Below are 22,300 nucleotides of genomic sequence, written 5' to 3'. Positions count from 1 at the left end.
CCATCAGAACTTGTACGTGAACGTCACCATTTCGGTGCGGCCGATGCCTGGCACCGAACGGCCACCATCCGACGGGATCAGCGCGTCGAAGTAGTGCTTGTCGGTTAAGTTGAGCACGTTGAGACGAATGTCGTAGCTAGGTTGATGGTATGCCAGCGTGGCGTCCCAGCGCGTATAGCCACCTACGCTGACCGTATCCGTATTCGCCGCGTAACGCTGTGACATGTAGGTGGGACCGCCGCCGGCCTCCCAGTGCTGCGCGAAGGTATAGGTGGTCCACGTCGTGAACGTGTTGCGCGGCGTGTTGGCGGGCACGTTGCCTTGGGTGCCGTCCAGCGCTTTGATGATCCTACCGTCCATGTGGCTATAGCCGGAGAAGATCTGCCAGTTCTTCGTAAGATGGCCGATGACGCCCAGTTCCGCACCGCGCACGCGGATATTGCCGTCCAGCGCGTATTCGCCGGACGAAGTTTGGGTGCGTGCGTTGGTTTGTTCCAAGTTGTACAGCGCGGCGTTGATCGACAGCATGTCGCCCAGCAGGTTCCACTTGCCGCCAATTTCATACGAGTGGTTTTTTTCTGGCGCCAGGTTCTGCGTACCGTTGGTGAGCGTGAGCTGTTCCAACGATGGATCGAATGACGTGCCGTACGACGCATAGTAGGACTGCGTTTCGCTCGGCTGATAGATCACGCCACCGCGCACGCTCGTGAAATACACCGTCTGCTGCGCGTAAGCCGGTAGCGAGACGGTGTTGCTGATGTGCGCGTCGAATTCGTCGCGGCGCACGCCGGCTACTACCATCCATTGATCGTTAAAGCGGATAGTGTCGTTCGCATATATCGCGGCAGTCTTGCCGACGGATTGCGCATAGTTGCCTACCGTGGTGGTGACGTTGGCCGGCGTGGCTTCCTGTACAGGATTCAGCAGCGAAAGCAGCGGCAATCCGTTTCGCGTATAGGATTGGTTGTTGTAGGTTTCGCGCGAGAGCTCCATGCCGGTAATGAGCGTGTGCTGCAAGCCACCGGTATCGAACTTGGTCACCAGGTCGGTCTGGCTGTCGATGGTCTTGTCGTGAATCACGCGGTCGTGGCTCGCAAGCTGTACGTACAGATCTTGCAGCGGCAGATTGGTCGGGTTGCCCAGCGTCTTGTTGAGCGTTATGCCGCCTGCAGTCACCACGCTGTTGGCAGCGGTCTCACGCGCATCGGTCGTGTAGTCGCTGTATTGCAGCTGCGAACGCAGGCTTACGTAGTCCGAGAATGTGTGTTCAACGCGCGCGTTGAATTCGTTGACGCTCTGGTTGGTACGGTCGTTGGTGAGTCCGTACCAATTTTTGTCGTTGACCTGGGCCGGACGTCCGTTGATGGGCGGCAGGCCGTAGTCGGGCATATCGTGATTGCGCTGGATCAGCGCGGATAGTGTGATTTGCGTAGGCGTGCCGATGCCGAAGCGCACCGATGGCGCGATGCCATCGTCCTGGTTCTTGGCTACGTTTCGCGTGGAGTGCATGTCTTGGCCATACACGTTCAGTCGCACGGCGGCGGTGTCAGATAGAGGCTGGTTGAAATCGGCCGTTGTGCGATACCGATCGCTGCTTCCCACGGTGGCCGTCACTTCGCCGAACGCTTTCAGCTCCGGCTCCTTGGTGACCTGGTTGATCACGCCGCCGGTGGAGCCACGGCCGAACAGCATGGAGGAGGGGCCTTTGAGTACTTCGATGGCCGATAGGTCGAACGTGTCGCGGTAGTACTGACCCGGATCGCGGAAGCCGTCCAGATAAATATCGGTGCGTGCAGTGAAGCCGCGCAAATTGATGTTGTTGCCGATCTGTCCGCCTTCGGCGCCACCGATGGTGATGCCCGGCACGTTGCGCAAGGCGTCCTGCAATGAGGTCGCACCTTGCGCATCGAGCAGATCGCGGTTCACCACCACGATGGATTGCGGAATATCGCGCAGAGAGGTCGGTACCTTGGCGCCCACGGTGGATGCGTCGGCATCGTAATCGGTGCCCACCACGCTGCCGGTGACGTGTACCGAACTCAGTGTTTTCGGATGTCCGGTCGTTTGCGGCGTGCTGGATGTATCACTGGCCTGGGACGTTGTTTGCGCGTGGGTGACCGCGGGAAGGGTGAGGGCCAGTAGCAGGGCGGTTTGTAGGGGTGTAGCGCGGAAGTTAGCGGGCATAGTGGCGAGTCGATGAGGTGGAAACGCCCGAACACGGTGGTTGGCTCGCTTGAGTAGGTCGTTGGAGTGGCACTCCACGACCAGCCTCAATCCCGCTTGCTGCCCGACACGGCTGGGTCTAGTAAATAAGAATCGTTCCTATTATCACATGCAGTTACAGACTTGTGAAGCTTCCGTAGGAAGGGACAGGCCGCGGCGGAGGAGGAAAGAAAAAGGCCCCGCATTCGCATGCGGGGCCTTTCGCCTTTCAAATCGCGGTAATCAACCCGCGAGAGGTGGGGCGGCTTACCAGATCTTCACCTGCTTATCGCCGGCACGAACCATCGGATCGGTCGGCTTGCACTGGAACGCCTCGGCGAACGCCGGCATGTTCGACGGCGCACCGATGGCGCGCAGCGACGCCGGAGCGTGCGGATCGGTGTTCAAGCGCAGCTCGGCGGTCTTCTCGCGCATGTTGTTGCGCCATACGCGGGCCCAGCTCAGGAAGTAGCGCTGGTCCTGGGTATAACCGTCGATCTTTTGTTGCGCTTCGGTCGGGTTGTTCTTCAGCGAGTTCTGCAGTGCGTCGTAGGCCACGTTGAGGCCACCCAGGTCGGCGATATTTTCGCCCAAGGTCAGCTTGCCGTTGACGTGCAGATCAGGCTTGTCTTTCAGCGGGGCATAACCGTTGAACTGATCGACCAGCTTGCCGCTGCGTGCCTGGAACTGCGACTTATCTTGCGCCGTCCACCAGTCGGCCTTGTTGCCGTCGCCATCGAACTGCGAGCCCTGGTCGTCGAAGCCGTGGCTGGATTCGTGACCGATCACCGCGCCGATACCGCCGTAGTTGATCGCGTCGTCGCCATTCGGATAGAAGAACGGCGGCTGCAGGATCGCGGCCGGGAAGTTGATCGTGTTGGTGCTCGGATCGTAGTAGGCATTGACCGTCTGCGGTGTCATGCCCCACTCGGTGCGGTCCGTCTTCTTGCCGATATGGCCGATGTCGTAGTCATAGTTGAATTTCGCTGCGGCCATCACGTCGCCGTAATAGTCGCCCTGCTTGATATCGAGGCCGTCCCAGCTGCGCCAATGATCGGGATAGCCGATCTTCGGCAGGAACTTGTTCCATTTGTCGATCGCCTTCTGCTTGGTGGCGTCGCTCATCCAGTCCGAATGCTCGATATGTTCCTTAAGCGCTTCGCGCACGTTGGTGACCAGTTCGCTAGCGCGCTGCTTGGCTTCAGGCGTGAACTCCTTGGCCACATAGAGCTGGCCGAGCGCTTCGCCCATCGAGGTGTTGACGGTGTCCAGCACGCGCTTCCACAACGGCTTCTGTTCCGGCTGACCGGAGAGGGTTTTGCCGTAGAAGTCGAAGCGGTTGTCCTGGAACGCGGTGCTGAGGTAGGGCGCAGCATCGTCGATGGCGTGGAAGCGCAGGTACGCCTGCCACTGCGAAATCGGCGCCGACGCGAGCAGCTTGTCGAACTCGGTGAAGAACTTCGGCTGCGACAGCGAGAAACCCTTGTCGATGGTCAGCCCCTGGGCAGTGAAGAACTTTTCCCAGTTGAAGTGCGGGGTGACCTTGTCGGCCTGCGGCACGCTCACGAAGTGGTACTCGTTGTCGAGGTCGCGCAATTCGGTGGGCGACAGCGAGGCCTTGGCCAACTCGGTTTCGAAGGCCAGCACTTCATCGGCCTGCTTCTTCGCATCGGCATCGGACACGCCGGTGAGGGTCAGCGACTTCACGATGTACGCCTTGTAAGCGTCGCGCAGTTCGGCCTGCTTCGGGTCGGTGTAGTAGTCGCGCGTGGGCAGGCCCAGGCCGGACTGTTGGGCGAAGCCGATCTGATTGCTGGCGTCTTTGAAATCGGCGCCGGAGCCGAAGTTGAACACTTGCTGGTCGCCATGACTGAAGCTGTCATTGATAAACGAGACGACGTCGGCGGTGTTCTTCAATGCGGCGATCTTGTCCAGCTTCGGCTTGAGCGGATCGAAACCGGCCTTGTTGACGGCGTCCTGATCCATGCCGGCCTGGTACAGCCAGCCGATCTTCTGATCGATCGAGCCTGCTTGGGCCTGCGCGGCATTCTTGGCGGCGTTCTCGACCAAGTCGTGCTGGGTGTTGAGGCTCTGCTCGGCGAGCTGGTTGAAGGCGCCCCAGCTGGTGTGATCCGAGGGAATCGGGTTCGCGGCGATCCACTTGGCGTTTACGAAGCCGTTGAAGTCCTGGCAAGCGTTGATGCTGCTGTCCAGTTCGTTGGCGTCGAAGACGCTGACCGGTTTGGCGGCGCTGGCGGTGGTGGAAGCGGCTGCCGGTGCGCTGGCCGCGGGGGCCGGTGCCGGCGCGGCGGCCTGTTCCTGTTTGCCGCAGGCGGCAAGCGCGAAGGTGACGCTCGCGGCGAGTATGAGCGGCTTCAAATGCTGGTAGGTCATGAATATCCCTCTGAAGGTGTCAATAAATCGCCCGCAGGCGTTACCGGTCGTGCTGGCCGCTCCCGTGGACTCTCCCCTTCACGGCCATGACTTCCCAAGCTAGGTCAAAGGTCATGGGCTACACAGTGTCAAAGGTAAGGGGGGGGTGTAGGAGTCCAGGGTGTCGGGTTGTGCGTCGATACCGAAATTTTGGTGCCAGGATCGGGGGCGTAACTCATTCCGGTCTGAGCCGATGCGCTTTGCCATAGCGGAGCTCGCCAATAACGGTGCAACAGGGGGTAGCACCGCCGGTTACTTGGTTCCCAAAATAGCCAACTGCGCGGCGTCGAGTCGCAACACCGGATAAGCCCCGACGCGTTGCACGCCATACCAAGGGGAGCGTTGGAAAAAGAAGTTCAGCCGGGCGTGGCTATCGACGGCAAAAGCCGGATCGTCATGCAGCTTCTGCTCGAACTCGGCCTTCAGCTTGGGATCCTTCGCCATCATGTCGCGCGCCAGTTTTTCCAGCACGCGCGGTTCGCCGTATTCCTTGATTTCGAAGATAGCGTTGAGATAGCCCCAGCGCAGCAACGAATCGGGCGCCTGTGGTTCTAGCAGCGCGATGGCGACATTGGCCGCGCGCTGGTTCATCGGCACGACGATGGAGCCTGGCGACAACGTTACTTCGATGGGTACTGCGCGCAGCGTAAAGCTGTGCAGCATCAGATGACCTTCGAACGGTTCGTTAGCCCATTGCGGCTCGCCGAGTTGGTACGCTTCGGCATCGACTTCCTTCATGGGATGTCCGATGCGGCGATAGGCGATGCCATGAGCATCGAGCTTCTGGATGATCGAGGTCCACTCTCCAGGTACAACGTAAGCGGCCGGAGGCGAGATCGACAGATCGGGTAACAGGCCGTTCCAGTTGTCGATGCGATACGTTTGCGGTTTGGTCGGGTCGTACTGGATCCAGATGTCGTTGGATACGTCGCTGTGCGCTTGGGTAAACGCATAACCCTTCAATGCGAAGGGTGTGGGCGTGGAATCGGGTTTGAAGGTCAGCGGCACGAGTGCCTTGGCATCCTGCGCGCGGGCGATAGTGTCGGCGTCGGCCTTGCTCGTGGCGGCGAGCAGTGCGGCGGGATCGCGGTCGATCTCTTCAAGCAGCACGCGCAACAGGTCATAGACCGCATATACACGCACCGCATACGACTTGAGCATGTGTGTTTCGACGAGCAACGCGGGGCGGTTTTGTAGCGCGGCGTAACCGGTGGAGAAGCGCGGTCCGGAACCGAAGTTCTGGATGCCTTTGCGAGGATCGCGACCGTCCTTGAATTCCAGATAGATGGAGGCGAGATGGCCGTGCTTCTCATAAGCAGGTATCGCTTCGTCGACAATCGTTTTGTGCTGCCAGGCGGCAACGGCTGGATCGAGCTTATGCGGGTCTTCGGTATACCAGGTCAGGTCGTACTGGTAATCGGCGCCATCGGTGGTGTGCACGTCGACCAGAAAATCCGGCAGCCATGTTTGCCACAGTTTCAGCCACGCCAGCATTTCCGGAGCATCGGCTTTGATGTAATCGCGGTTGAGGTTCAAGTATTGCGACTGGCCGCGAAAGCCCATGCTGTCCGGGCCGTTCTGGTTGATGCGGTTGTAGGGCGAGCTGTACTCGTGGCCATCGACGCTGAAGACGGGAATGTAGACCAGCACCACATGATCGAGCAGGTGCGCGTATTTGCCGGTGACGGAGATATCGCGCAACAGCATCAGGCCGGCGTCCTTGCCTTCGATCTCGCCAGGATGGATGCCCGCCTGCACCAGCACGATGGGTTTGTGCGCAGCGCGCGCTGCGTCGGGTGTGAACGTGCCGCCATTGCTGGCAATGACCACCGTCATGGGGCGCCCTTGCGGCGTGACGCCAAACGTCTCCAACTTGATCTTGTTTGGCGCCGCCTGTTGCAGCTGTTGCAGGTAGGTCAGCGTTTGCAGATAAGTCGGCGTGGTGCGGAAATGCGCAGCTTCCGCGGGCGTGGTCCAGTCCGTGTCGTGTGGGCCGGCGGCATGCGTGCTCATGGCGATAGCTCCCAATAAGAAAGACATCAACACGCGACGCTTCGTCATGTACGATCCTCAGATAGTGCGGCAGGCGGCGCCGGCAACGTATCGGGAGCCACAGCGCCGCCGGAAATGATGAAGGCCATGGCCTGATCCATAGTCCAGTCGGTCGGTGTCAGTTCTTCGACGGGCACTACTTCCAGATAACCGCCGGTGGGATTGGGAGTGGTGGGGATATAGACAGCCGCCATTTCCCGACCTGTGCCTTCCTCGATCATCACGCGCGTTACAAAGCCGACCACTTTCATGCCTTTGCGCGGAAAGTCCACCAGTACCACGCGCTGCACGCCGCTGGGTTTGTTTTGCAATACGGCCATCAATTTCTTGGTGCCGCCGTAGATGGTCTGCACCAGCGGGATACGTTGCAGCAACGTGTCGAAAGCATGAAACAAGCGCTGGCCGATCACTCGGTTGGCAAGGAAGCCGATCAAGTACAGCGCGATCAGCGTCAGCATCAGGGCAAGCACGAAAGTCGGCCACGTCTGGTTGAGCTGATTGGCGGCCTGCGGCGCCACAAAGCCCAAGGTGCCCAGGAATGCGGAAACCAGCGGCGCGCCCATGCCCGCCAACAGGCCGAGGACAAACTTGAAGACCAGCCAGGTGATCCATAACGGCATCACGGTCAGCAGTCCGGTGAAGAGATAGCGCTTAAGACGTAACCGCGGCATGGGGGTATCTGGCGGAAAAGGTGGGGACATCCATTGTAGGGAGTCGCGAGAGGTCAAGTAATAAGGATGTGCTCTCGGTTAGCAAAAAACATAACTCGTGCTTGAGCAGATCGCATGCTTCGAATGAGAATGGTTGTCCAACGCGCTAACAGGGGAAGCGCATGCGTCGTCTTGAAGGCAAAGTGGCATTAGTCACGGGTGCTGCGCGCGGAATCGGCGAAGCCATCGCGCGCGTGTTCGCCGCGGAGGGAGCGCAAGTCATCCTCAGCGATATCCGCGATGCAGAGGGGCAGGCGGCGGCGAAGGCCATCGGGGCAAATGCTTCTTACTGTCACCTCGATGTGCGCGTCGAACTCGACTGGAAGCGCGTCATGGTGCAGATCCTGCTCGATCATGGCCAGCTCGATGTGCTGGTCAATAATGCAGGCGTGACCGGGTTCGAAGACGGCATGCGACTGCACGATCCGGAGCATGCAACGCTGGAAGACTGGCATGCAGTCCACCGCACCAATCTCGATGGCGTCTTTCTGGGTTGCCGGCAGGCGATTCGTGCGATGCGCGAACAAGGCCGCGGTTCGATCATCAATATTTCGTCGCGCTCCGGCTTGGTGGGTATCCCGGCCGCGGCGGCTTATGCTTCGTCAAAAGCTGCCGTGCGCAATCACAGCAAGACGGTGGCTTTGTATTGCGCGGAGCAGGGGTTGGCGATCCGCTGCAATTCCATTCATCCGGCAGCGATTCTTACGCCGATGTGGGAGCCGATGCTAGGCCGCGGCCCGGAACGTGAAGCGAACATGCGCGCCTGCGTGCACGACACGCCGATGCAGCGCTTTGGCAAACCGGAGGAAGTCGCCGCGCTGGCGCTGCTGCTGGCTTCCGACGAGGCCGCTTATATGACAGGTACCGAGCTCAACATCGATGGCGGCATTCTCGCCGGTTCGGCGGCCATGCCGGCGATGGAGGCCTAACGCTCTCGCGGTTTTAGTCGCACGTAGATTTGCTTGCGTACGATCGCCACTACTTCGCCTGCGGCCGTTTTTAGCTGTACTTCGAACCAGCGCAGCACTTTCTCGCCATTCGCAGCGGCGGTGCGCAGCTCATCCAGTACGCCCGGTTCCAGTTTGAAGTGGGCGTAGACATCCGCGCGGCCCGGTGCGACGAAATCGATCGCGCCGGCTTTGTCCCACACGTAATGGTCTTTACCCAGGTGCTGGATGATCAGCAGCATCCAGAATGGATCGGCCATGGCGAACAAGTTGCCGCCGAATTGGGTGCGCACGTAATTGCGATTCCACGGACGTAGCCGCAGCACCACGCGCGCGTCGGTGTAGTCGTCATCCAGGCTCAGCACACGGATGCTGTTGAACAGGAACGGCGGCCACAGGTTGAGCAGGCGGCGGAAGGTGGAAGCGCGCATTGGAGGCTCTCGCGGAAGAGTGCATGCAGCCTACCATACTCATGCGTATGGATCACTCCCTTCCGACTATGAGAGGGAGTGCATTCGTTTAGAACAGCAGCGAGGCCATCTTGCGGCGGTAGCGGCCCACCAATTCGGCGTCGTCGAGCGTGTTGAAAGCGGCCAGCAGGCGTTTCTTGGCCTGGCCATCGTTCCAGTCGCGCGCGCGTTCGAGCAGCAATAGCCAGTGATCCAGGCCGGCGGCAGGATCGTTGCCCAACAGCAGGCGCACGCCGAGCAGATCGTGCGCTTCCCAATCCTGCGGGTTGGCCTGCACGCGTTGCTGCAGTGTCTCGAGCGCTGGGGTGCCTTCAAGCGATCGAGAAAGATCAAGCTGGCTGCGCAGACGAACTGCGCGTGTATCGATGGCGAGATTGGCGGGCAGGGCGTTGAGCTCGGCTTCAGCAGCGGAGGCGTGGCCGGCTTGTGCCAGCGCTAGCGCCAGGTCGAGCTTGAACTCGGGGCGGTTCGGTTCGGCGGCAATCTGCTGTTGCAGGCGATTGATCGTTTGTTCGGGTGATTCAGCTGGCGTTTCTTGGGGTGTTTCATCGATGTCGCCATCGATCGGTTGCAGATGACGCGAGAGAAATTCGCGCAACTGACCTTCGGGTAGTGCGCCGGCGAAACCATCAAGGATCTGGCCATCTTTGACCAGCATCACGGTCGGAATGCTGCGAATGCCGAAAACACCTGCCAATTCCTGGTTCTTGTCGACGTCCACTTTGCCCAAGCGAAATGCGCCGTTGTATTCGACGGCCAGCTTTTCCAGCATAGGGCCCAGTGATTTGCAGGGGCCGCACCAGGTCGCCCAGAAATCGACCAGCACCGGGGTCTTGAGCGAGGCCTGCAACACCTCCGCCTCAAAGTTGTCCTGGTCCACATCGAAAACGTGCGCGGTGACGGTGGCGTTCACAGTAACTTCCCAAAGAAATATCCCACCCAGATCGGGGCGCGAAGCAGCATATCAAGTACAGGCACGGTTGCCGCGGATTTGCGAGAATTGCCCGTATGAACCCGCCACCTTCCGGCATCGAGCACGCACGCAACGCCTTGGTTTCGACGCTGCTGATCTGCGAGCACTGCGACACGGTGTATCGTCGCCGCCCACTGGCATGCGGCGACGTAGCGCGCTGCGCACGCTGCCATGCGGTGCTGGAGCGGCATCAGCGGATCAGCCTGAATACGATGCTGGCTCTGGTGCTGACGGTGATGGTGGTGTTCGTGCAGGCGAATGTCTGGCCGATCATGACGCTGGGCTTCAACGGCGAGCAGATACATACCACCTTGTGGGGCATCATCGCCATGATGTGGCAGGAGCACTCGCAGGTGGTGGCAGTGTTGGCGGCTGCGACGTTGTTCTTCTTTCCGCTGTGCAAGATGCTGCTGTTGGGTTGGCTGCTCATTTACGGGCGCGTAGGACGGCGTGCACCGGGGTTCCGGCCACTGATGGTGACGTTGCACTACCTCGCGCCGTGGACCATGAGCGAAGTATTCGTGCTCGGTGTGCTGGTATCGATCGTGAAGGCGCATCTGTATTTCGACGTGACGCCGGACGCGGGGGCGTTCGCGTATGCTGCGCTGGCTGTGTTGATTACGATCTTTTCCGGCATCGATTTGCGTCAGCTGTGGGAAAAGATCCCGGAGACCGCGCCATGAGCGCACTGCCCCGCGCGCACGAACTGGGTTTGATCGGCTGTCATATTTGCGGTCTGGTCTGCCGCGATACGCAAATGCCGGATGCAGCCTGCCCGCGTTGCGGCGGCTCGCTGCACCGACGTGCACCGGGTAGCCGTGCGCGCACATGGGCGCTGCTGATTGCCGCATTCATTCTGTACATTCCGGCTAACTTCCTGCCGATCATGCGCACGGCGAGCCTGGGCGATGTGGACGACAACACCATCCTCAGCGGCGTGGTCGAATTGTGGGTGAAGGGTTCGCCAGATCTTGCGGTAATCGTCTTCACGGCGAGTATCGTAGTGCCCATGCTGAAGTTCCTGGTCCTGGGCACGCTGCTTTTGAGCGTGCACTGCGGTACCAACTGGGCGCGCACACAGCGCGCCAAGCTGTACCGGCTGGTAGAGTTCATCGGTTATTGGTCCATGCTGGATGTCTTCGTGGTATCGCTGCTTACGGCGCTGGTGCAGTTCGGCTTCTTCAGCCAAGTGGAGCCGCTACCTGGCGTAGTGTATTTCGGCCTTACCGTGGTACTCACCATGCTGGCCTCGATGAGTTTCGACCCGCGCTTGATATGGGATTGCAAGGAAGAAGATGACTGACGAAACCAAACCGAATGTCGGGAACGATCTGCCCGAACCCGTGGTGCGGCGTCGTCGTGTCAGCGTGTCGCTGATCTGGCTGGTGCCGATCGTGGCGGCGTTGATTGGCCTGTCGCTGGTCATCAACGCCTGGGTGCAGCGCGGGCCGGTCATCACCATCAGCTTCCAGACCGCTCAGGGCTTGGAGCCCGGGAAAACCGTGGTGAAGTACAAGGACGTGGTGATCGGCAAGGTAACCAAAATCCACTTGAGCCCGGATCACCACAAGGTGATCGTCAAGGTCGATCTGGAAAAGAGTGTTGCCAACATTGCCGTGTCGGACACGCGCTTCTGGGTGGTGCGTCCGCGCATCGGGCTGGGTGGCGTGTCGGGTATCGATACGCTGCTGTCGGGTTCTTTCATCGGCGTGGATGTCGGCGACTCCAATCAGCCGCAGACGGATTTCGTCGGCCTGGAGACTCCGCCCTCCGTCACCCACGATGCGCAAGGCAAGAGTTTCACGCTGCACGCAAGCGATCTGGGTTCGCTCGATATCGGGTCGCCGGTGTATTTCCGGCGTCTGCAGGTGGGTCGCGTAGCCTCCTACAGGCTCAACGATGACGGCAAGGGTGTGTCGGTCCAGATTTTCGTGGAAAGCCCGTACGACAAATTCGTAAGCACCGACGCGCGCTTCTGGAATGCCAGTGGGGTAGATGTGTCGCTAAGCGCTGACGGCCTCAAGCTCAACACGCAATCGTTGGCAACGGTGCTGGCCGGTGGTGTGGCTTTCCTGGGTTCGCCGGGCCCGCACGCGACGACGACACCTGCCGCCGAGGACGCCAGCTTTACGCTGTTCGATACCGAAGCCACCGCGATGGCTCCGCCGGATGGCGAACCGCATTACATCCGCATGCGTTTCGATCAACCGCTGCGTGGCCTGGCGGTCAACGCGCCGGTGGAGTTCCTGGGTATCAACATCGGCAACGTTGTATCCATCCGCATGGACTACGACGAAAAAACCGAGCGGTTCCCCATCTACGTGGGCGCGGTGATCTATCCGGATCGCCTCGGTGCCGCACACCAAAAGCTGGTCACCCTGGCCAAGTCGAAGGGTGACAACGACGATCTCTCCCACATGATGGGCACCTTGATCGAGCACGGTCTGCGCGCGCAGGCGAGGAGCGGCAATCTGCTCACCGGGCAGCTCTATATTTCGCTAGATTTCCTGCCGAATGCGCCGAAGGTGGCCTACGATCCGAACACGCGCCCGCTGGAAATTCCCACCGCGCCGGGCAGCTTCGACAAGCTGCAGGAACAGTTGGCGCAGATCGTCGACAAGGTCCACAAGATTCCATTCGACAGCATCGGCAACAACCTCAATCAGACGCTGGCCGAGCTCAATACGACGCTTAAACATGTCAATGGCCAGGTATTGCCGGAATTCCAGAACACGCTGAAGGGTGCCAACCAGACCTTCGGTGTGGCGAACGACGCGCTGTCGGCTGATTCGCCGCTGCAACAGAATCTCGGCAGCACGCTGCAAGAACTGCAGCGCATGGCGCGTTCGTTGCGTGTGCTGACCGATTATCTGAGCGCCCATCCCAGTGCGCTGATCCGCGGTCGAGGTGAGGATGCGCCGCCACCGGATACCGGTTCGCCCGCCGTCAAGCCGCAGCAAGGGAGCAAGCCATGATTCGTGTGCGACATCTGATGGCGGCATGTGCTGCGCTGCTGCTGGCGGCTTGTGCGTCGGCACCGACGCATTACTACACGCTGATCCCTGCGCCGGATAACGCACAGGCCGAAGGCTCTGCGCCGCCGGCGAGCTTCCAGTTCGAATTGCTGCCGGTTGGCATTCCCGCGCAGGACGATGTGCCACAGCTCGTTGTGCGCCAGGGAGGCCAGGCGGTCGCCCTGCTCAACGGCGAGCGCTGGATCGCACCGCTGGCGGACGATATACGCGGTGCGCTCTCAGTCGATTTGTCGCGCCGGCTCAACGCACAAGACATCAGCAGCGGGTTGCCGGTGGATGGCAAACCGGTGTTGCGTATCAAGGTCGACCTGCGCCGTTTCGATTCTTCGCCCGGCAGCTACGCGCTGATCGAAGCCACCTGGACCGTCCGCCCGCTGAAAGGCACAGGCAACGTCGTGTTGACCTGCAGCAGCCGGATCAACGAGGACGTCGGACAGGGCTATGAGGGGTTGGTGGCGGGCCACCAGCGGGCGCTGAGCGAATTAGCCCAGCAGATCGCAAGCGTCGCCCCGGCCATGGCGGTGGGTACCGTCCCGGCATGCCCAGTCCGGTGATGCGCGCCCCGGTCCGGGTCCAAGCTCCAGGCCATTTCTGCTAGTCTGCCGCGTTCAATGCAGTGCATGGCGATGGACGCCATGAGCTGCCGAAAAACGCATAACGGCGCCGGATCATGCAGGACATTCAAGACCAGGGTTCCCACAACGACTACAGCCCGCAGGTGGTGGAATCCGCCGCGCAGCAGTATTGGAATGCGCGCGGCGCATATGAGGTGAAGGAGGATCCCTCCCGACCCAAGTTCTACTGCCTCGCCATGCTGCCGTACCCCTCCGGTGCACTGCACATGGGGCATGTGCGCAACTACACGATTACCGATGTGATCAGCCGCTATCAGCGCATGAACGGCAAGAACGTGCTGCAACCGATGGGCTGGGATGCATTCGGCTTGCCGGCGGAAAACGCGGCGATCAAGAACAACACCGCGCCGGCCACGTGGACCTACAAGAACATCGACCACATGCGCGACCAGCTGAAATCGCTGGGTTACGCCATCGACTGGTCGCGCGAGTTCGCCACGTGCCGGCCGGAGTATTACCGCTGGGAACAGCTGATGTTCACCCGGCTGATGAAGAAAGGCCTGGCCTACCGCAAGAACGCGGTGGTGAACTGGGATCCGATCGACCAGACCGTGCTGGCCAACGAACAGGTGATCGACGGACGCGGCTGGCGCTCCGGCGCGCTCGTGGAGAAGCGCGAGATCCCGCAGTGGTTCCTCAAAATCACCGACTACGCTCAGGAACTGCTCGACGGTCTCGATACGCTGCCCGGTTGGCCGGATGCAGTGAAAACCATGCAGCGCAACTGGATCGGTCGCAGCGAAGGGCTGGAAATTCATTTTGCGGTGGAAGGCGAAGCCGAGCAGCTCACCGTATTCACCACGCGTCCCGACACCTTGATGGGCGTCACCTTCGTGTCGATCGCCGGCGAACATCCGCTGGCACTGAAGGCCGCGAAGAGCAATGCGAAGCTGGCGGCGTTCCTGGATGAGCTCAAGCACGGCGGCATCTCCGAAGCCGAGCTGGAAACGCAGGAAAAGCGCGGCATGCCCACCGGCCTGTACGCGATCCATCCGATCAGCGGCGAGAAAGTGCCGGTGTGGGTGGCCAACTTCGTGCTGATGGGCTACGGCACCGGCGCGGTGATGGCGGTGCCCGGTCACGATGAACGCGACTTCGAATTCGCGCACAAATACCGGCTGCCGATCAAGCAGGTGATCGCCGTCGACGGTGCGGATGCCGAATACGATCCACAGCATTGGAAAGAGTGGTATTCGGACAAGACCCGCGCGGATATGCGCGTGGTCAATTCCGGCGATCTCGACGGCAAGAGTTATCGCGAAGCGTTCGATTTCCTCGCCAAAAAACTGGAAGCCGGCGACAAGGGCGTGCGCCGCGTCAACTGGCGTTTGCGCGACTGGGGCGTCAGCCGCCAGCGCTACTGGGGCTGCCCGATTCCGGTGATCTACTGTCCCAAGTGCGACGCGGTGCCGGTACCGGAAGATCAATTGCCAGTGGTGCTGCCGGAAGACGTGGCGTTCTCCGGCGTGCAATCGCCGATCAAAGCCGACCCCGCCTGGCGCAAAACCACCTGTCCGCAATGCGGTGGCGCGGCGGAACGCGAAACCGATACCTTCGACACCTTCATGGAGTCGAGCTGGTACTACGCGCGCTACACCAGTCCGGGTGCGCAAGGGCAGGTGGACGAGCGTGCCAACTACTGGCTGCCGGTGGATCAATACGTCGGCGGCATCGAACACGCGATCCTGCATCTGCTGTATTTCCGCTTCTATCACAAGCTGATGCGCGATGCGGGCATGGTGAAGTCGGACGAGCCGGCCACCAACCTGCTGTGCCAGGGCATGGTGATCGCCGAAACGTTCTACCGCGAAAATGCGGACGGCTCGAAGGATTGGATCAATCCCGCCGACGTCGAAATTCATCGTGACGACAAAGCGCGTGTGGTCGGTGCGGTGCTCACATCTGACGGCAAGCCGGTGCAGATCGGCGGCATCGAAAAGATGTCCAAATCCAAGAACAACGGTGTCGATCCGCAAACGATGGTGGAGAAATTCGGCGCCGATACCGTACGCCTGTTCTCCATGTTCGCCGCACCGCCGGAGCAGTCGCTGGAATGGAACGAAGCGGGCGTGGAGGGCATGGCACGCTTCCTGCGCCGCTTCTGGCGCGAAGTCACCACGCATGTCGGCCAGCCCGATCACCCGGAAGTCGATCCCGCCGCGCTCGACGCCGGGCAGAAAGCGCTACGCCGCCAGCTGCACGAAACCATCCAGAAGGTCAGTGACGATTTCGGTCGTCGCCACGCCTTCAATACGGCGATCGCCGCCTTGATGGAGTTGCTCAACGCACTGGGCAAATTCACCGATCAAAGCGACCAGGGTCGCGCGGTGCGCCACGAAGCGCTGGAAACTATGGTGCTGCTGCTCAATCCGGTAGTACCGCATGTGAGCCACGCGCTATGGCAGGAGCTCGGTCATCCCCAGCGCGTGCTGGACGATCAGCCGTGGCCGAAAGTCGATGCCGATGCGCTCGTGCGCGATTCGCTGACCCTGGCCGTTCAGGTCAACGGCAAGCTGCGCGGTACCATCGAGGTGGCCGCCCACGCGTCGAAGGAAGAGGCCGAGGCTTTGGCGCGTGCGCTTCCGCAGGTGGCCGCCTTCCTGGAAGGACAGGCCGTGCGTAAAGTGATTGTTGTTCCAGGCAAGATCGTCAACATCGTCGCAGGATGACTTCATGAACCGCATGCTGAAAATTGTCTCGCTGCTGCCCGTGCTCGTGCTCGCCGCATGCGGTTTCCACTTACGAGGTAGCGCCGCTTTGCCCAAGGGTATGGAGCGCGTGCATCTCACGGTCGGTGGCGGTGGCGATCTGCAGCGCAAGGTGGCCCGTGCGTTGCTCGCATCCAACGTCACCGTCGAGGACGAGAGCGGCCCCGGGATCGCGGAACTGCATATACCGACCCAGATCTTCTCGTCGCAGATACTTACCGTCAACGGTGTCGCACAGGTCACCGAATTCGCGGTGCACTACCACGTTGTGTTCAGCGCGCAGGATGCGAATGGCAAGACCATCGTTCCGAGCGAAACCATCGATCGGCAACGTGAATACAGTTACCAGGCGAGCCAGCCGGTTGGTACGCAGGCCCAGATCGAAGCGATCGAGGGCAGTCTGATCGATGACGTGGTGCAGTCCATCCTGTTCCGTCTGCAGGCGGTCAACAAACACGGCGAGGCGGCTGCGGCGCAGGCAGCGGGTGCCGGACCGTCGTCCGCCAGTTCGTCGCAGACAACGCCGCAACTCGCGCCGGCCAGCTCGTCGTACTGAGTCGTATGCCCCTCAACCACGCGCAGTGGCAGAAAGCACTGGCTGCGAACAGCCTCAGCCCGGTGTATCTGCTGGCCGGCGAAGAATTGCTGGTGCTTGAAGCGGCCGATGCCCTGCGTGCTCAGGCGCGCAAGCTCGGTTACACCGAGCGCGAGGTGCTCGATGTAGGCGCGCATTTCGACTGGGACGACCTGGCACGGGCTGCCGCCGGCATGTCGCTGTTTGCCAGCCGCCGCCTGCTCGATCTGCGCTTGCCGACGGGGCGTCCCGGCACCGAGGGCGCCAAGGCGATCACCGAATTTTGCGCAAACCCACCGCCGGATGTGAGCCTGCTGATCACTGCGGTGGAATGGAGCAACAAGCACGAAGGCGCGTGGACGCGGCAGATCGACAGCACCGGAACCGTCGTAGTGTTCAACGCGCCGCGACCGAACGAGTGGGAATCCTGGATTGGCGCACGGCTGGCCTCGCGCGGTCTCGCCGCGGCGCCCGAAGCCATTGCACTGCTGGCCGAACGCGTGGAAGGCAACTTACTTGCCGCCGCGCAGGAAATCGACAAGCTAGTTGTGCTGCATGGGCAGGGGAAGATCGATGCGGTCGAGATGGAGCATCTGGTCGCCGACAGCGCACGCTACGATGCTTTCAAACTCACCGATGCCGCGCTTGGCGGCGACGGCGCGCGCGCATTACGCATTCTGGATGGCTTGCATGCCGAGGGCGATGAACTGATCGCGCTGATGGGTTGGATCGTCAATCAGTTGCAGCTTGCCATGCGACTGGCTAACGCCCAGGACTTCGGCGCGCAAGCGCGCGCGGAGCGACTGTGGCCGGCGCGGGAGCAACTTTTCCGCAAGGCGCTGCGCCGCGCGCCGCGCGAGCACTGGATGCAATGTCTGGCGCGCGCCGCACGCATCGATCGTATCGCCAAGGGACGCGAGGGCGGCGACGCATGGCTGGAAGCCCAGCGATTGATCGCGGCGATCGCCGAGCCCAGGGCGGCGCAGGCGCTGGCATGAAACCGCTCGCGATTTTTGGTGGCACCTTCGATCCGATCCATATCGGCCATCTCAGTGTTGCCTGGGAAGCATCCGAACAGCTCGATGCCGAAGTGCGACTGATGCCAGCCAGCGTGCCGCCGCATCGTTCCTCGCCCACCGCCAGCGCCGAGCAACGCGTGAACATGCTGCGTGCCGCCCTGCGCGGTCAATCCAGACTGACGCTGGATACGCGCGAGCTCGATCGCAGCGGTCCTTCCTATACGGTGGATACATTGGACGAACTGCGCAGCGAGTTCGGCGAGCGTCCGCTGGTGTTGTTGCTCGGCGCAGATGCGTTCGCGGGTTTGCGCAGCTGGCACCGCTGGCGCGATCTATTCAGCATCACTCACATTGGTGTGATCAATCGGCCCGGTGTCGAGGCGTGCATACCCGTGGAGCTTGAGCGTGCGGTGGCGCCGCGACGCACAGACGACCCTGCGGTCATCCGAGGGCAACCGGCGGGCAGGGTGATCGAATTGGCAGTGACGCCGTTGGAAGTGTCCGCTACGCGCATTCGCGAGTTGCTCGCAGCGGGACGTGATCCGCGTTATCTGCTGCCGGCGGGTTTGTTCGACGATCCGGCGCTGCTCGCACCTTATCGCGAGCAGCATTCACCACGGTAAGCCCTTAGCTCACGCGAAAGGCCACAAACCGCAACGCCACCGAATTCATGCAATAACGCAGCCCGGTCGGCGCCGGGCCGTCGTCGAATACGTGTCCCAAATGGCTGTCGCATCCCGCACAGCTGACGGCGGTACGAACCATGCCGAAACTGGTATCGCTGGTTTCGATCACATTTTTCTTTGCAATCGGCTGCCAGAAACTAGGCCAACCCGTACCGGAGTCGAATTGTGTCGCTCCATTGAACAGCGCCGTATCGCAACCGACACAACGATAGAGACCTTTGCTGTTCGGCTTCTCATGCGGACCGCTAAAGGCCATCTCGGTACCCGCGCGGCGCATGACATTAAAAGCCTCATCCGAAAGACGTTGATGCCACTGCGCATCGCTCAACACCAGTTTGCGGACCTGACAGGTGCCAAGATGATGGCCATCATCATCGGCGAAACATTCCAGCAGCAGATCCTGCGCAGGCGCTGCTGTGCCAGTTGCCGCTGCCATGACGCCATTTCCTTTGTTGCCGAACAAGCGCTCGGCCGATAAGCCGCCTAGCGCCAGCAAGCCGCCACCGCCAAGCGCCGCAAACAGAAAGCGACGGCGATCCATGGCTTTGTGATCGAACGTGGATGTCATATGAATCTCCTGTTTGCTTTGTGATCGTTCGCGCGCTCAGCCGAAGGTGAAGGCGTAGGCGCGTACGTTCGGATCGAGGAAAGTGATTTCGAACACGCGCTCACCCGTGCCATGCGCCTGGCGCACCAGTTGGTAGAGCCGTTGTTCGGTTACGGTGCCGTTACCGTCGGGATCGGTATCCGCGCCGTGGTCGGCACCGGGGGCCTTGCCATCGAGAGTGATGCGGAAACGCACGGGTTTGCCGTCCATGCCGGGTCCCAGCACCAGGTGCAGGTCACGACCGCGGAAGCGGTAGACGATGCCGCCATCGGGCTTGTCGAGGGATGCGCTCTGTTCGTGCACGGTCCAGTGACCGTTGAACGCCCATTGGTTGGCCTGCAGCGCATCAGGCGCGCGATAGTTCCAGCTGTCGTCATGCGCAATCTCGCCCCCTGCGAAATTCGCACCGCGTGCGTAGCCTACGTAGGTTTCGGGCGAGCGATTTGCATCGTTGGAGCCGGCGGCTTCCGCACCGGATGCGCCAGGTTGCACGTAACCACCTGGCAGATCCTTGTAACCGGCATCGGTCAGCAAGCGGCGAATCATGTCTTCGCTGCCGGCATAGTCGCCTTCGCCGAAGTGGTGAGAGCGAATCTGACCTTGAGCGTCGATGAAGTAGTGCGCCGGCCAGTATTCGTTGTTGAAGGCTTGCCAGATGGCGTAGTTGTCGTCCATCGCCACCGGATAGGTGATGCCAAAATCCTTGATCGCCTTGGCTACGTTGTCGGGGTCCTTTTCGAACGCGAACTCCGGCGAATGGACGCCGATCACCACCAGGCCGTGATCACGATACTTCTGCGCCCAGGCGTTGACATAGGGCAGCGAACGGATGCAATTGATGCAAGAGTAGGTCCAGAAATCGACCAGCACTACTTTGCCGTGCAGCGATTCGGGCGACAGCGGCGCACTGTTGAACCATTGCGTGGCGCCGGACAGCGAGGGGAATTCCCCTTCCATCGGCAGTGCTTCGCCTGCTTTGAGGACAGGCGCCGCGGCAACCGTCGCGGGACGCACGGCGTCGATAAGTTTCTGCTCGATGCCGCTCGTGCTCGCCAGCGACACACGCGTCAACAAACCCGTATCGACACCCAGCGCGATGACTGCCACGCCGCCTAGCACTAATACACCCAGCGCGCGCCGCACCCATTCGCCGGCACCAAGCGAGCGTTTCATCAAAGCGAACACGCGGCCGCCCACCACCAGCGCAAGCGCCAGCGAAACCGCAGCACCGCCGGCATAAGTAAGCAGCAACAAGGTGGTCTGCACGCTGGCTCCCTGCAGTGCGGCACCCGTCAGCAGCAGGCCAAGAATCGGTCCGGCGCACGGCGCCCATAGCAAGCCGGTAGCAATACCCAATCCCGCCGCCGACCATGGCGAGTCGCTTTGCGTATCCGAATGTTTGGTAAGCCGGTTGCCCAGGTTCACGAATGGACGGCTGATCCACTCGGCGAAGTGCGATGAAAGCAGAGTAAGGCCGAGTATCGCCAGCACCAGCAGCGCAGCGTATCGCCCGTATTGATTCGCACGCACCGCCCAGCCGCCGCCTACCGCCGCCAGCGTCGCCACCAGCGCGAAAGTCAGCGCCATGCCGATCAGCATCGGCAATCCATTGCGCGCGAAAGGTCGATCGGCACGCGCGAACACAAACGGCAATACAGGCAGGATGCATGGGCTGAGAATGGTCAGCACACCACCCAGAAAGGCAAGGATCAGCAGAATCATGAGTCGGCTCGTTGATGCGGCTACTGGTGAGTATTCGTACAGGAGGGTGGCGCGGTTACGCCAAGTGTGCGGCACCGGTAACCCGAAGTAACCGAATCCGACCTTTCAACGAATGAACATCTGTAGCGCCAAGCACGGATCAGCCATGTCCCACACCCTGACCTTCAACACCTTGACCTTTGGGGATACGTGGGTACTACTACGCGAACTCCCACCCAGGGTTTCGGGTATCGATAAGGCCGTGCCAACCGAGTCCACTAGCGCCACCGATCAGGCTGACCGGCAACGGGCGGCGTGGATGGCTGCTGCGCAGGCCGGCGATCAGCGCGCGTATGCGCGTTTGCTGACCGATTCGGTGTCGTTGATCCGCGCAGTGGCGCGACGGCAGGGTGTGCCGGTGGATACGCTGGATGATGTCGTGCAGGAGACCCTGCTCACGGTGCATCGCGTTCGACATACGTTCGATCCCTCGCGTTCCTACGACGCCTGGTTGTCGGCCATCGCCAGCCGGCGTGCCATCGATACGCTGCGCAGCCACGGTCGCCGCGATCGGCGCGAAGTGCATGACGAATTCGCTCTCGACCACCATGCGGACCGTGATGACGCTAGCGCAGGAGCCGAGCGCGAGCAGGAAGCGACACGTTTGCGCGAGGCGATCAAAACCTTGCCGCCGGGTCAGCGCGAAGCTGTCGAACAGCTCGGTTTGAAGGAGCAATCGCTGGCCGAAGCGGCCGAACGCACCGGTCGCAATACCGGTGCTTTGAAAGTAAACCTGCATCGCGCGCTCAAAACGCTGCGCGATCGATTGCACGGAGAATCCTAGTTCCGATGTCCGACACATCGCGCCATGAAGCCCTGATCGACACGCTCGGTGCCGAGCTGATGCCGGTGCGGCGTCTGCTGCCGCCGTGGCGGCGCACGCTCGGCTGGCTGTTGGCGGTGGCGCTCGTTGCCGTGGTGCTGTTCATGCATTACGGCGCAGGCACCATGCTACGTCGTTGGGACGCAGCACCGGACCTTGGCTGGGCTGCCTGTGGTGCGGCGATCACCGCGATTACCGGGGCGCTGGCGGCGTTTGTGCTCGCGGTGCCCGGGCGTCCTATCACATGGGCATGGCTGCCCGTGCCGAGTGCGCTACTGTGGATCGGCGCCAGCGGCCTGGGCTGTTTGCGCGCCCACATACCCGGCATGCCCGTGCTGGATCTGCATGGTGCCAACGATTGCCTGATCTTCATCATCAGCTTCTCGATTCCGCTGTCGGGCCTGATGATCTGGTTGTTGCGTCGCGCCTGCCCACTGCGGCCGGTGTTAACGGCTGTCATGGTCGGCCTTGCCAGCGCGTCTGCATCGGCGAGTCTGCTGGAGATCTGCCACAACTTCGATGCCGCCGCGACCGATCTGCTGATGCACGCGCTAGCGGTAGCGATTGTGGTGGTGGCCAACATGATCATGGGTGGACGGCTGCTATCCAAAGCGTGAGCGTTTCAGCGGCGTGAATGCATTGATTACATCGAATCGGAAATACTA

At 61.2% G+C, this 22,300-nt stretch carries 19 protein-coding genes; 11 read left to right on the top strand and 8 right to left on the bottom strand.

What is annotated here, in order from left to right; translation table 11 throughout:
* Positions 1-3 precede the first annotated feature (3 nt).
* The 4 genes from QQL64_RS09715 to QQL64_RS09700 all read right to left on the bottom strand — a co-directional run bounded on the left by QQL64_RS09715 (position 4) and on the right by QQL64_RS09700 (position 7,358).
* Positions 4-2,184 (bottom strand): TonB-dependent receptor, encoded by a 2,181-nt coding sequence (locus tag QQL64_RS09715; RefSeq protein ID WP_284398673.1) that lies wholly within the window; start codon positions 2,182-2,184, stop codon positions 4-6.
* Positions 2,185-2,469: 285 nt separating this feature from the next.
* Complete coding sequence (locus QQL64_RS09710) at positions 2,470-4,596, bottom strand: M13 family metallopeptidase (protein ID WP_284398668.1); 2,127 nt, start codon at positions 4,594-4,596, stop codon at positions 2,470-2,472.
* A 291-nt stretch (positions 4,597-4,887) separates the two neighbouring features.
* Positions 4,888-6,648, bottom strand: a complete 1,761-nt coding sequence (locus tag QQL64_RS09705; protein ID WP_284398666.1) for a M14 family metallopeptidase — start codon at positions 6,646-6,648, stop codon at positions 4,888-4,890.
* Between the two features lie 44 nt (positions 6,649-6,692).
* Positions 6,693-7,358, bottom strand: a complete 666-nt coding sequence (locus tag QQL64_RS09700) for a DUF502 domain-containing protein (RefSeq protein WP_284398664.1) — start codon at positions 7,356-7,358, stop codon at positions 6,693-6,695.
* Between the two features lie 161 nt (positions 7,359-7,519).
* On the opposite strand from QQL64_RS09700, the gene QQL64_RS09695 reads away from it, so the two are divergent.
* A complete protein-coding gene (locus tag QQL64_RS09695; protein WP_284398661.1) occupies positions 7,520-8,326 on the top strand; it encodes a glucose 1-dehydrogenase in 807 nt (268 codons plus the stop codon).
* On the opposite strand, the gene QQL64_RS09690 is transcribed toward QQL64_RS09695, so the two are convergent.
* Together QQL64_RS09690 and trxA are read right to left on the bottom strand one after the other, a co-directional pair.
* Positions 8,323-8,775 (bottom strand): DUF4442 domain-containing protein, encoded by a 453-nt coding sequence (locus tag QQL64_RS09690; RefSeq protein WP_284398657.1) that lies wholly within the window; start codon positions 8,773-8,775, stop codon positions 8,323-8,325. The two genes, QQL64_RS09695 and QQL64_RS09690, sit on opposite strands and share 4 nt — an antisense overlap.
* Positions 8,776-8,863: 88 nt before the next feature.
* Complete coding sequence (gene trxA, locus QQL64_RS09685) at positions 8,864-9,727, bottom strand: thioredoxin (RefSeq protein ID WP_284398654.1); 864 nt, start codon at positions 9,725-9,727, stop codon at positions 8,864-8,866.
* A 95-nt stretch (positions 9,728-9,822) separates the two neighbouring features.
* Here trxA and QQL64_RS09680 point away from each other — a divergent pair, with 95 nt between their 5' ends.
* The 8 genes from QQL64_RS09680 to nadD all read left to right on the top strand — a co-directional run bounded on the left by QQL64_RS09680 (position 9,823) and on the right by nadD (position 18,381).
* Complete coding sequence (locus QQL64_RS09680) at positions 9,823-10,470, top strand: paraquat-inducible protein A (protein ID WP_284398651.1); 648 nt, start codon at positions 9,823-9,825, stop codon at positions 10,468-10,470.
* On the top strand, positions 10,467-11,090 hold the full coding sequence (locus QQL64_RS09675) for a paraquat-inducible protein A (protein WP_284398648.1): 624 nt from the start codon (positions 10,467-10,469) through the stop codon (positions 11,088-11,090). The genes QQL64_RS09680 and QQL64_RS09675 overlap by 4 nt, the downstream gene beginning before the upstream one ends.
* Positions 11,083-12,762 carry a PqiB family protein gene (locus QQL64_RS09670; RefSeq protein WP_284398645.1) on the top strand — a complete coding sequence of 560 codons (1,680 nt, stop codon included), beginning with the start codon at positions 11,083-11,085 and terminating at the stop codon, positions 12,760-12,762. The genes QQL64_RS09675 and QQL64_RS09670 overlap by 8 nt, the downstream gene beginning before the upstream one ends.
* Positions 12,759-13,376, top strand: a complete 618-nt coding sequence (locus tag QQL64_RS09665) for a PqiC family protein (RefSeq protein ID WP_284398640.1) — start codon at positions 12,759-12,761, stop codon at positions 13,374-13,376. The genes QQL64_RS09670 and QQL64_RS09665 overlap by 4 nt, the downstream gene beginning before the upstream one ends.
* A 116-nt stretch (positions 13,377-13,492) precedes the next feature.
* On the top strand, positions 13,493-16,126 hold the full coding sequence (gene leuS / locus QQL64_RS09660) for a leucine--tRNA ligase (RefSeq protein WP_284398638.1): 2,634 nt from the start codon (positions 13,493-13,495) through the stop codon (positions 16,124-16,126).
* 4 nt (positions 16,127-16,130) lie between these two features.
* On the top strand, positions 16,131-16,721 hold the full coding sequence (locus QQL64_RS09655; RefSeq protein ID WP_284398635.1) for an LPS-assembly lipoprotein LptE: 591 nt from the start codon (positions 16,131-16,133) through the stop codon (positions 16,719-16,721).
* Between the two features lie 5 nt (positions 16,722-16,726).
* The gene (gene holA, locus QQL64_RS09650; protein ID WP_284398633.1) at positions 16,727-17,737 is read left to right on the top strand and encodes a DNA polymerase III subunit delta; all 1,011 of its coding nucleotides are present in this window, start codon (positions 16,727-16,729) and stop codon (positions 17,735-17,737) included.
* The gene (gene nadD, locus QQL64_RS09645) at positions 17,734-18,381 is read left to right on the top strand and encodes a nicotinate-nucleotide adenylyltransferase (protein WP_284398630.1); all 648 of its coding nucleotides are present in this window, start codon (positions 17,734-17,736) and stop codon (positions 18,379-18,381) included. The genes holA and nadD overlap by 4 nt, the downstream gene beginning before the upstream one ends.
* Before the next feature lie 4 nt (positions 18,382-18,385).
* Here the strand turns inward: nadD and msrB are convergent, their stop codons facing one another.
* Positions 18,386-19,012, bottom strand: a complete 627-nt coding sequence (gene msrB / locus QQL64_RS09640) for a peptide-methionine (R)-S-oxide reductase MsrB (protein ID WP_284398627.1) — start codon at positions 19,010-19,012, stop codon at positions 18,386-18,388.
* Positions 19,013-19,048: 36 nt separating this feature from the next.
* A complete protein-coding gene (locus tag QQL64_RS09635) occupies positions 19,049-20,773 on the bottom strand; it encodes a cytochrome c biogenesis protein DipZ (RefSeq protein WP_284398624.1) in 1,725 nt (574 codons plus the stop codon).
* Between the two features lie 298 nt (positions 20,774-21,071).
* On the opposite strand from QQL64_RS09635, the gene QQL64_RS09630 reads away from it, so the two are divergent.
* Both QQL64_RS09630 and QQL64_RS09625 read left to right on the top strand, forming a co-directional pair.
* Positions 21,072-21,596, top strand: coding sequence for an RNA polymerase sigma factor (locus tag QQL64_RS09630; RefSeq protein ID WP_284399729.1), 525 nt, complete (start codon positions 21,072-21,074; stop codon positions 21,594-21,596).
* Positions 21,597-21,601: 5 nt separating this feature from the next.
* Positions 21,602-22,252 carry an NrsF family protein gene (locus tag QQL64_RS09625; RefSeq protein ID WP_284398622.1) on the top strand — a complete coding sequence of 217 codons (651 nt, stop codon included), beginning with the start codon at positions 21,602-21,604 and terminating at the stop codon, positions 22,250-22,252.
* Positions 22,253-22,300 lie beyond the last annotated feature (48 nt).

The sequence above is a fragment of the Dyella lipolytica genome (assembly GCF_030160075.1).
Lineage (GTDB): Bacteria > Pseudomonadota > Gammaproteobacteria > Xanthomonadales > Rhodanobacteraceae > Dyella_B > Dyella_B lipolytica.
The sequence above is the reverse complement of the archived record's forward strand: the minus strand, read 5'-3'. Positions and strand labels throughout refer to the sequence as shown.

Excerpts from the sequence above, each read along its gene's own strand:
- QQL64_RS09635 (WP_284398624.1), bottom strand. The coding sequence starts at position 20,773 with ATGATTCTGCTGATCCTTGCCTTTCTGGGTGGTGTGCTGACCATTCTC.
- QQL64_RS09710 (WP_284398668.1), bottom strand. The coding sequence starts at position 4,596 with ATGACCTACCAGCATTTGAAGCCGCTCATACTCGCCGCGAGCGTCACC.
- QQL64_RS09695 (WP_284398661.1), top strand. The coding sequence starts at position 7,520 with ATGCGTCGTCTTGAAGGCAAAGTGGCATTAGTCACGGGTGCTGCGCGC.
- QQL64_RS09670 (WP_284398645.1), top strand. The coding sequence starts at position 11,083 with ATGACTGACGAAACCAAACCGAATGTCGGGAACGATCTGCCCGAACCC.
- QQL64_RS09700 (WP_284398664.1), bottom strand. The coding sequence starts at position 7,358 with ATGCCGCGGTTACGTCTTAAGCGCTATCTCTTCACCGGACTGCTGACC.
- QQL64_RS09655 (WP_284398635.1), top strand. The coding sequence starts at position 16,131 with ATGAACCGCATGCTGAAAATTGTCTCGCTGCTGCCCGTGCTCGTGCTC.
- QQL64_RS09625 (WP_284398622.1), top strand. The coding sequence starts at position 21,602 with ATGTCCGACACATCGCGCCATGAAGCCCTGATCGACACGCTCGGTGCC.
- leuS (WP_284398638.1), top strand. The coding sequence starts at position 13,493 with ATGCAGGACATTCAAGACCAGGGTTCCCACAACGACTACAGCCCGCAG.
- holA (WP_284398633.1), top strand. The coding sequence starts at position 16,727 with ATGCCCCTCAACCACGCGCAGTGGCAGAAAGCACTGGCTGCGAACAGC.
- msrB (WP_284398627.1), bottom strand. The coding sequence starts at position 19,012 with ATGACATCCACGTTCGATCACAAAGCCATGGATCGCCGTCGCTTTCTG.
- QQL64_RS09665 (WP_284398640.1), top strand. The coding sequence starts at position 12,759 with ATGATTCGTGTGCGACATCTGATGGCGGCATGTGCTGCGCTGCTGCTG.
- QQL64_RS09680 (WP_284398651.1), top strand. The coding sequence starts at position 9,823 with ATGAACCCGCCACCTTCCGGCATCGAGCACGCACGCAACGCCTTGGTT.
- nadD (WP_284398630.1), top strand. The coding sequence starts at position 17,734 with ATGAAACCGCTCGCGATTTTTGGTGGCACCTTCGATCCGATCCATATC.
- QQL64_RS09675 (WP_284398648.1), top strand. The coding sequence starts at position 10,467 with ATGAGCGCACTGCCCCGCGCGCACGAACTGGGTTTGATCGGCTGTCAT.
- QQL64_RS09630 (WP_284399729.1), top strand. The coding sequence starts at position 21,072 with ATGGCTGCTGCGCAGGCCGGCGATCAGCGCGCGTATGCGCGTTTGCTG.
- QQL64_RS09690 (WP_284398657.1), bottom strand. The coding sequence starts at position 8,775 with ATGCGCGCTTCCACCTTCCGCCGCCTGCTCAACCTGTGGCCGCCGTTC.
- QQL64_RS09715 (WP_284398673.1), bottom strand. The coding sequence starts at position 2,184 with ATGCCCGCTAACTTCCGCGCTACACCCCTACAAACCGCCCTGCTACTG.
- QQL64_RS09705 (WP_284398666.1), bottom strand. The coding sequence starts at position 6,648 with ATGAGCACGCATGCCGCCGGCCCACACGACACGGACTGGACCACGCCC.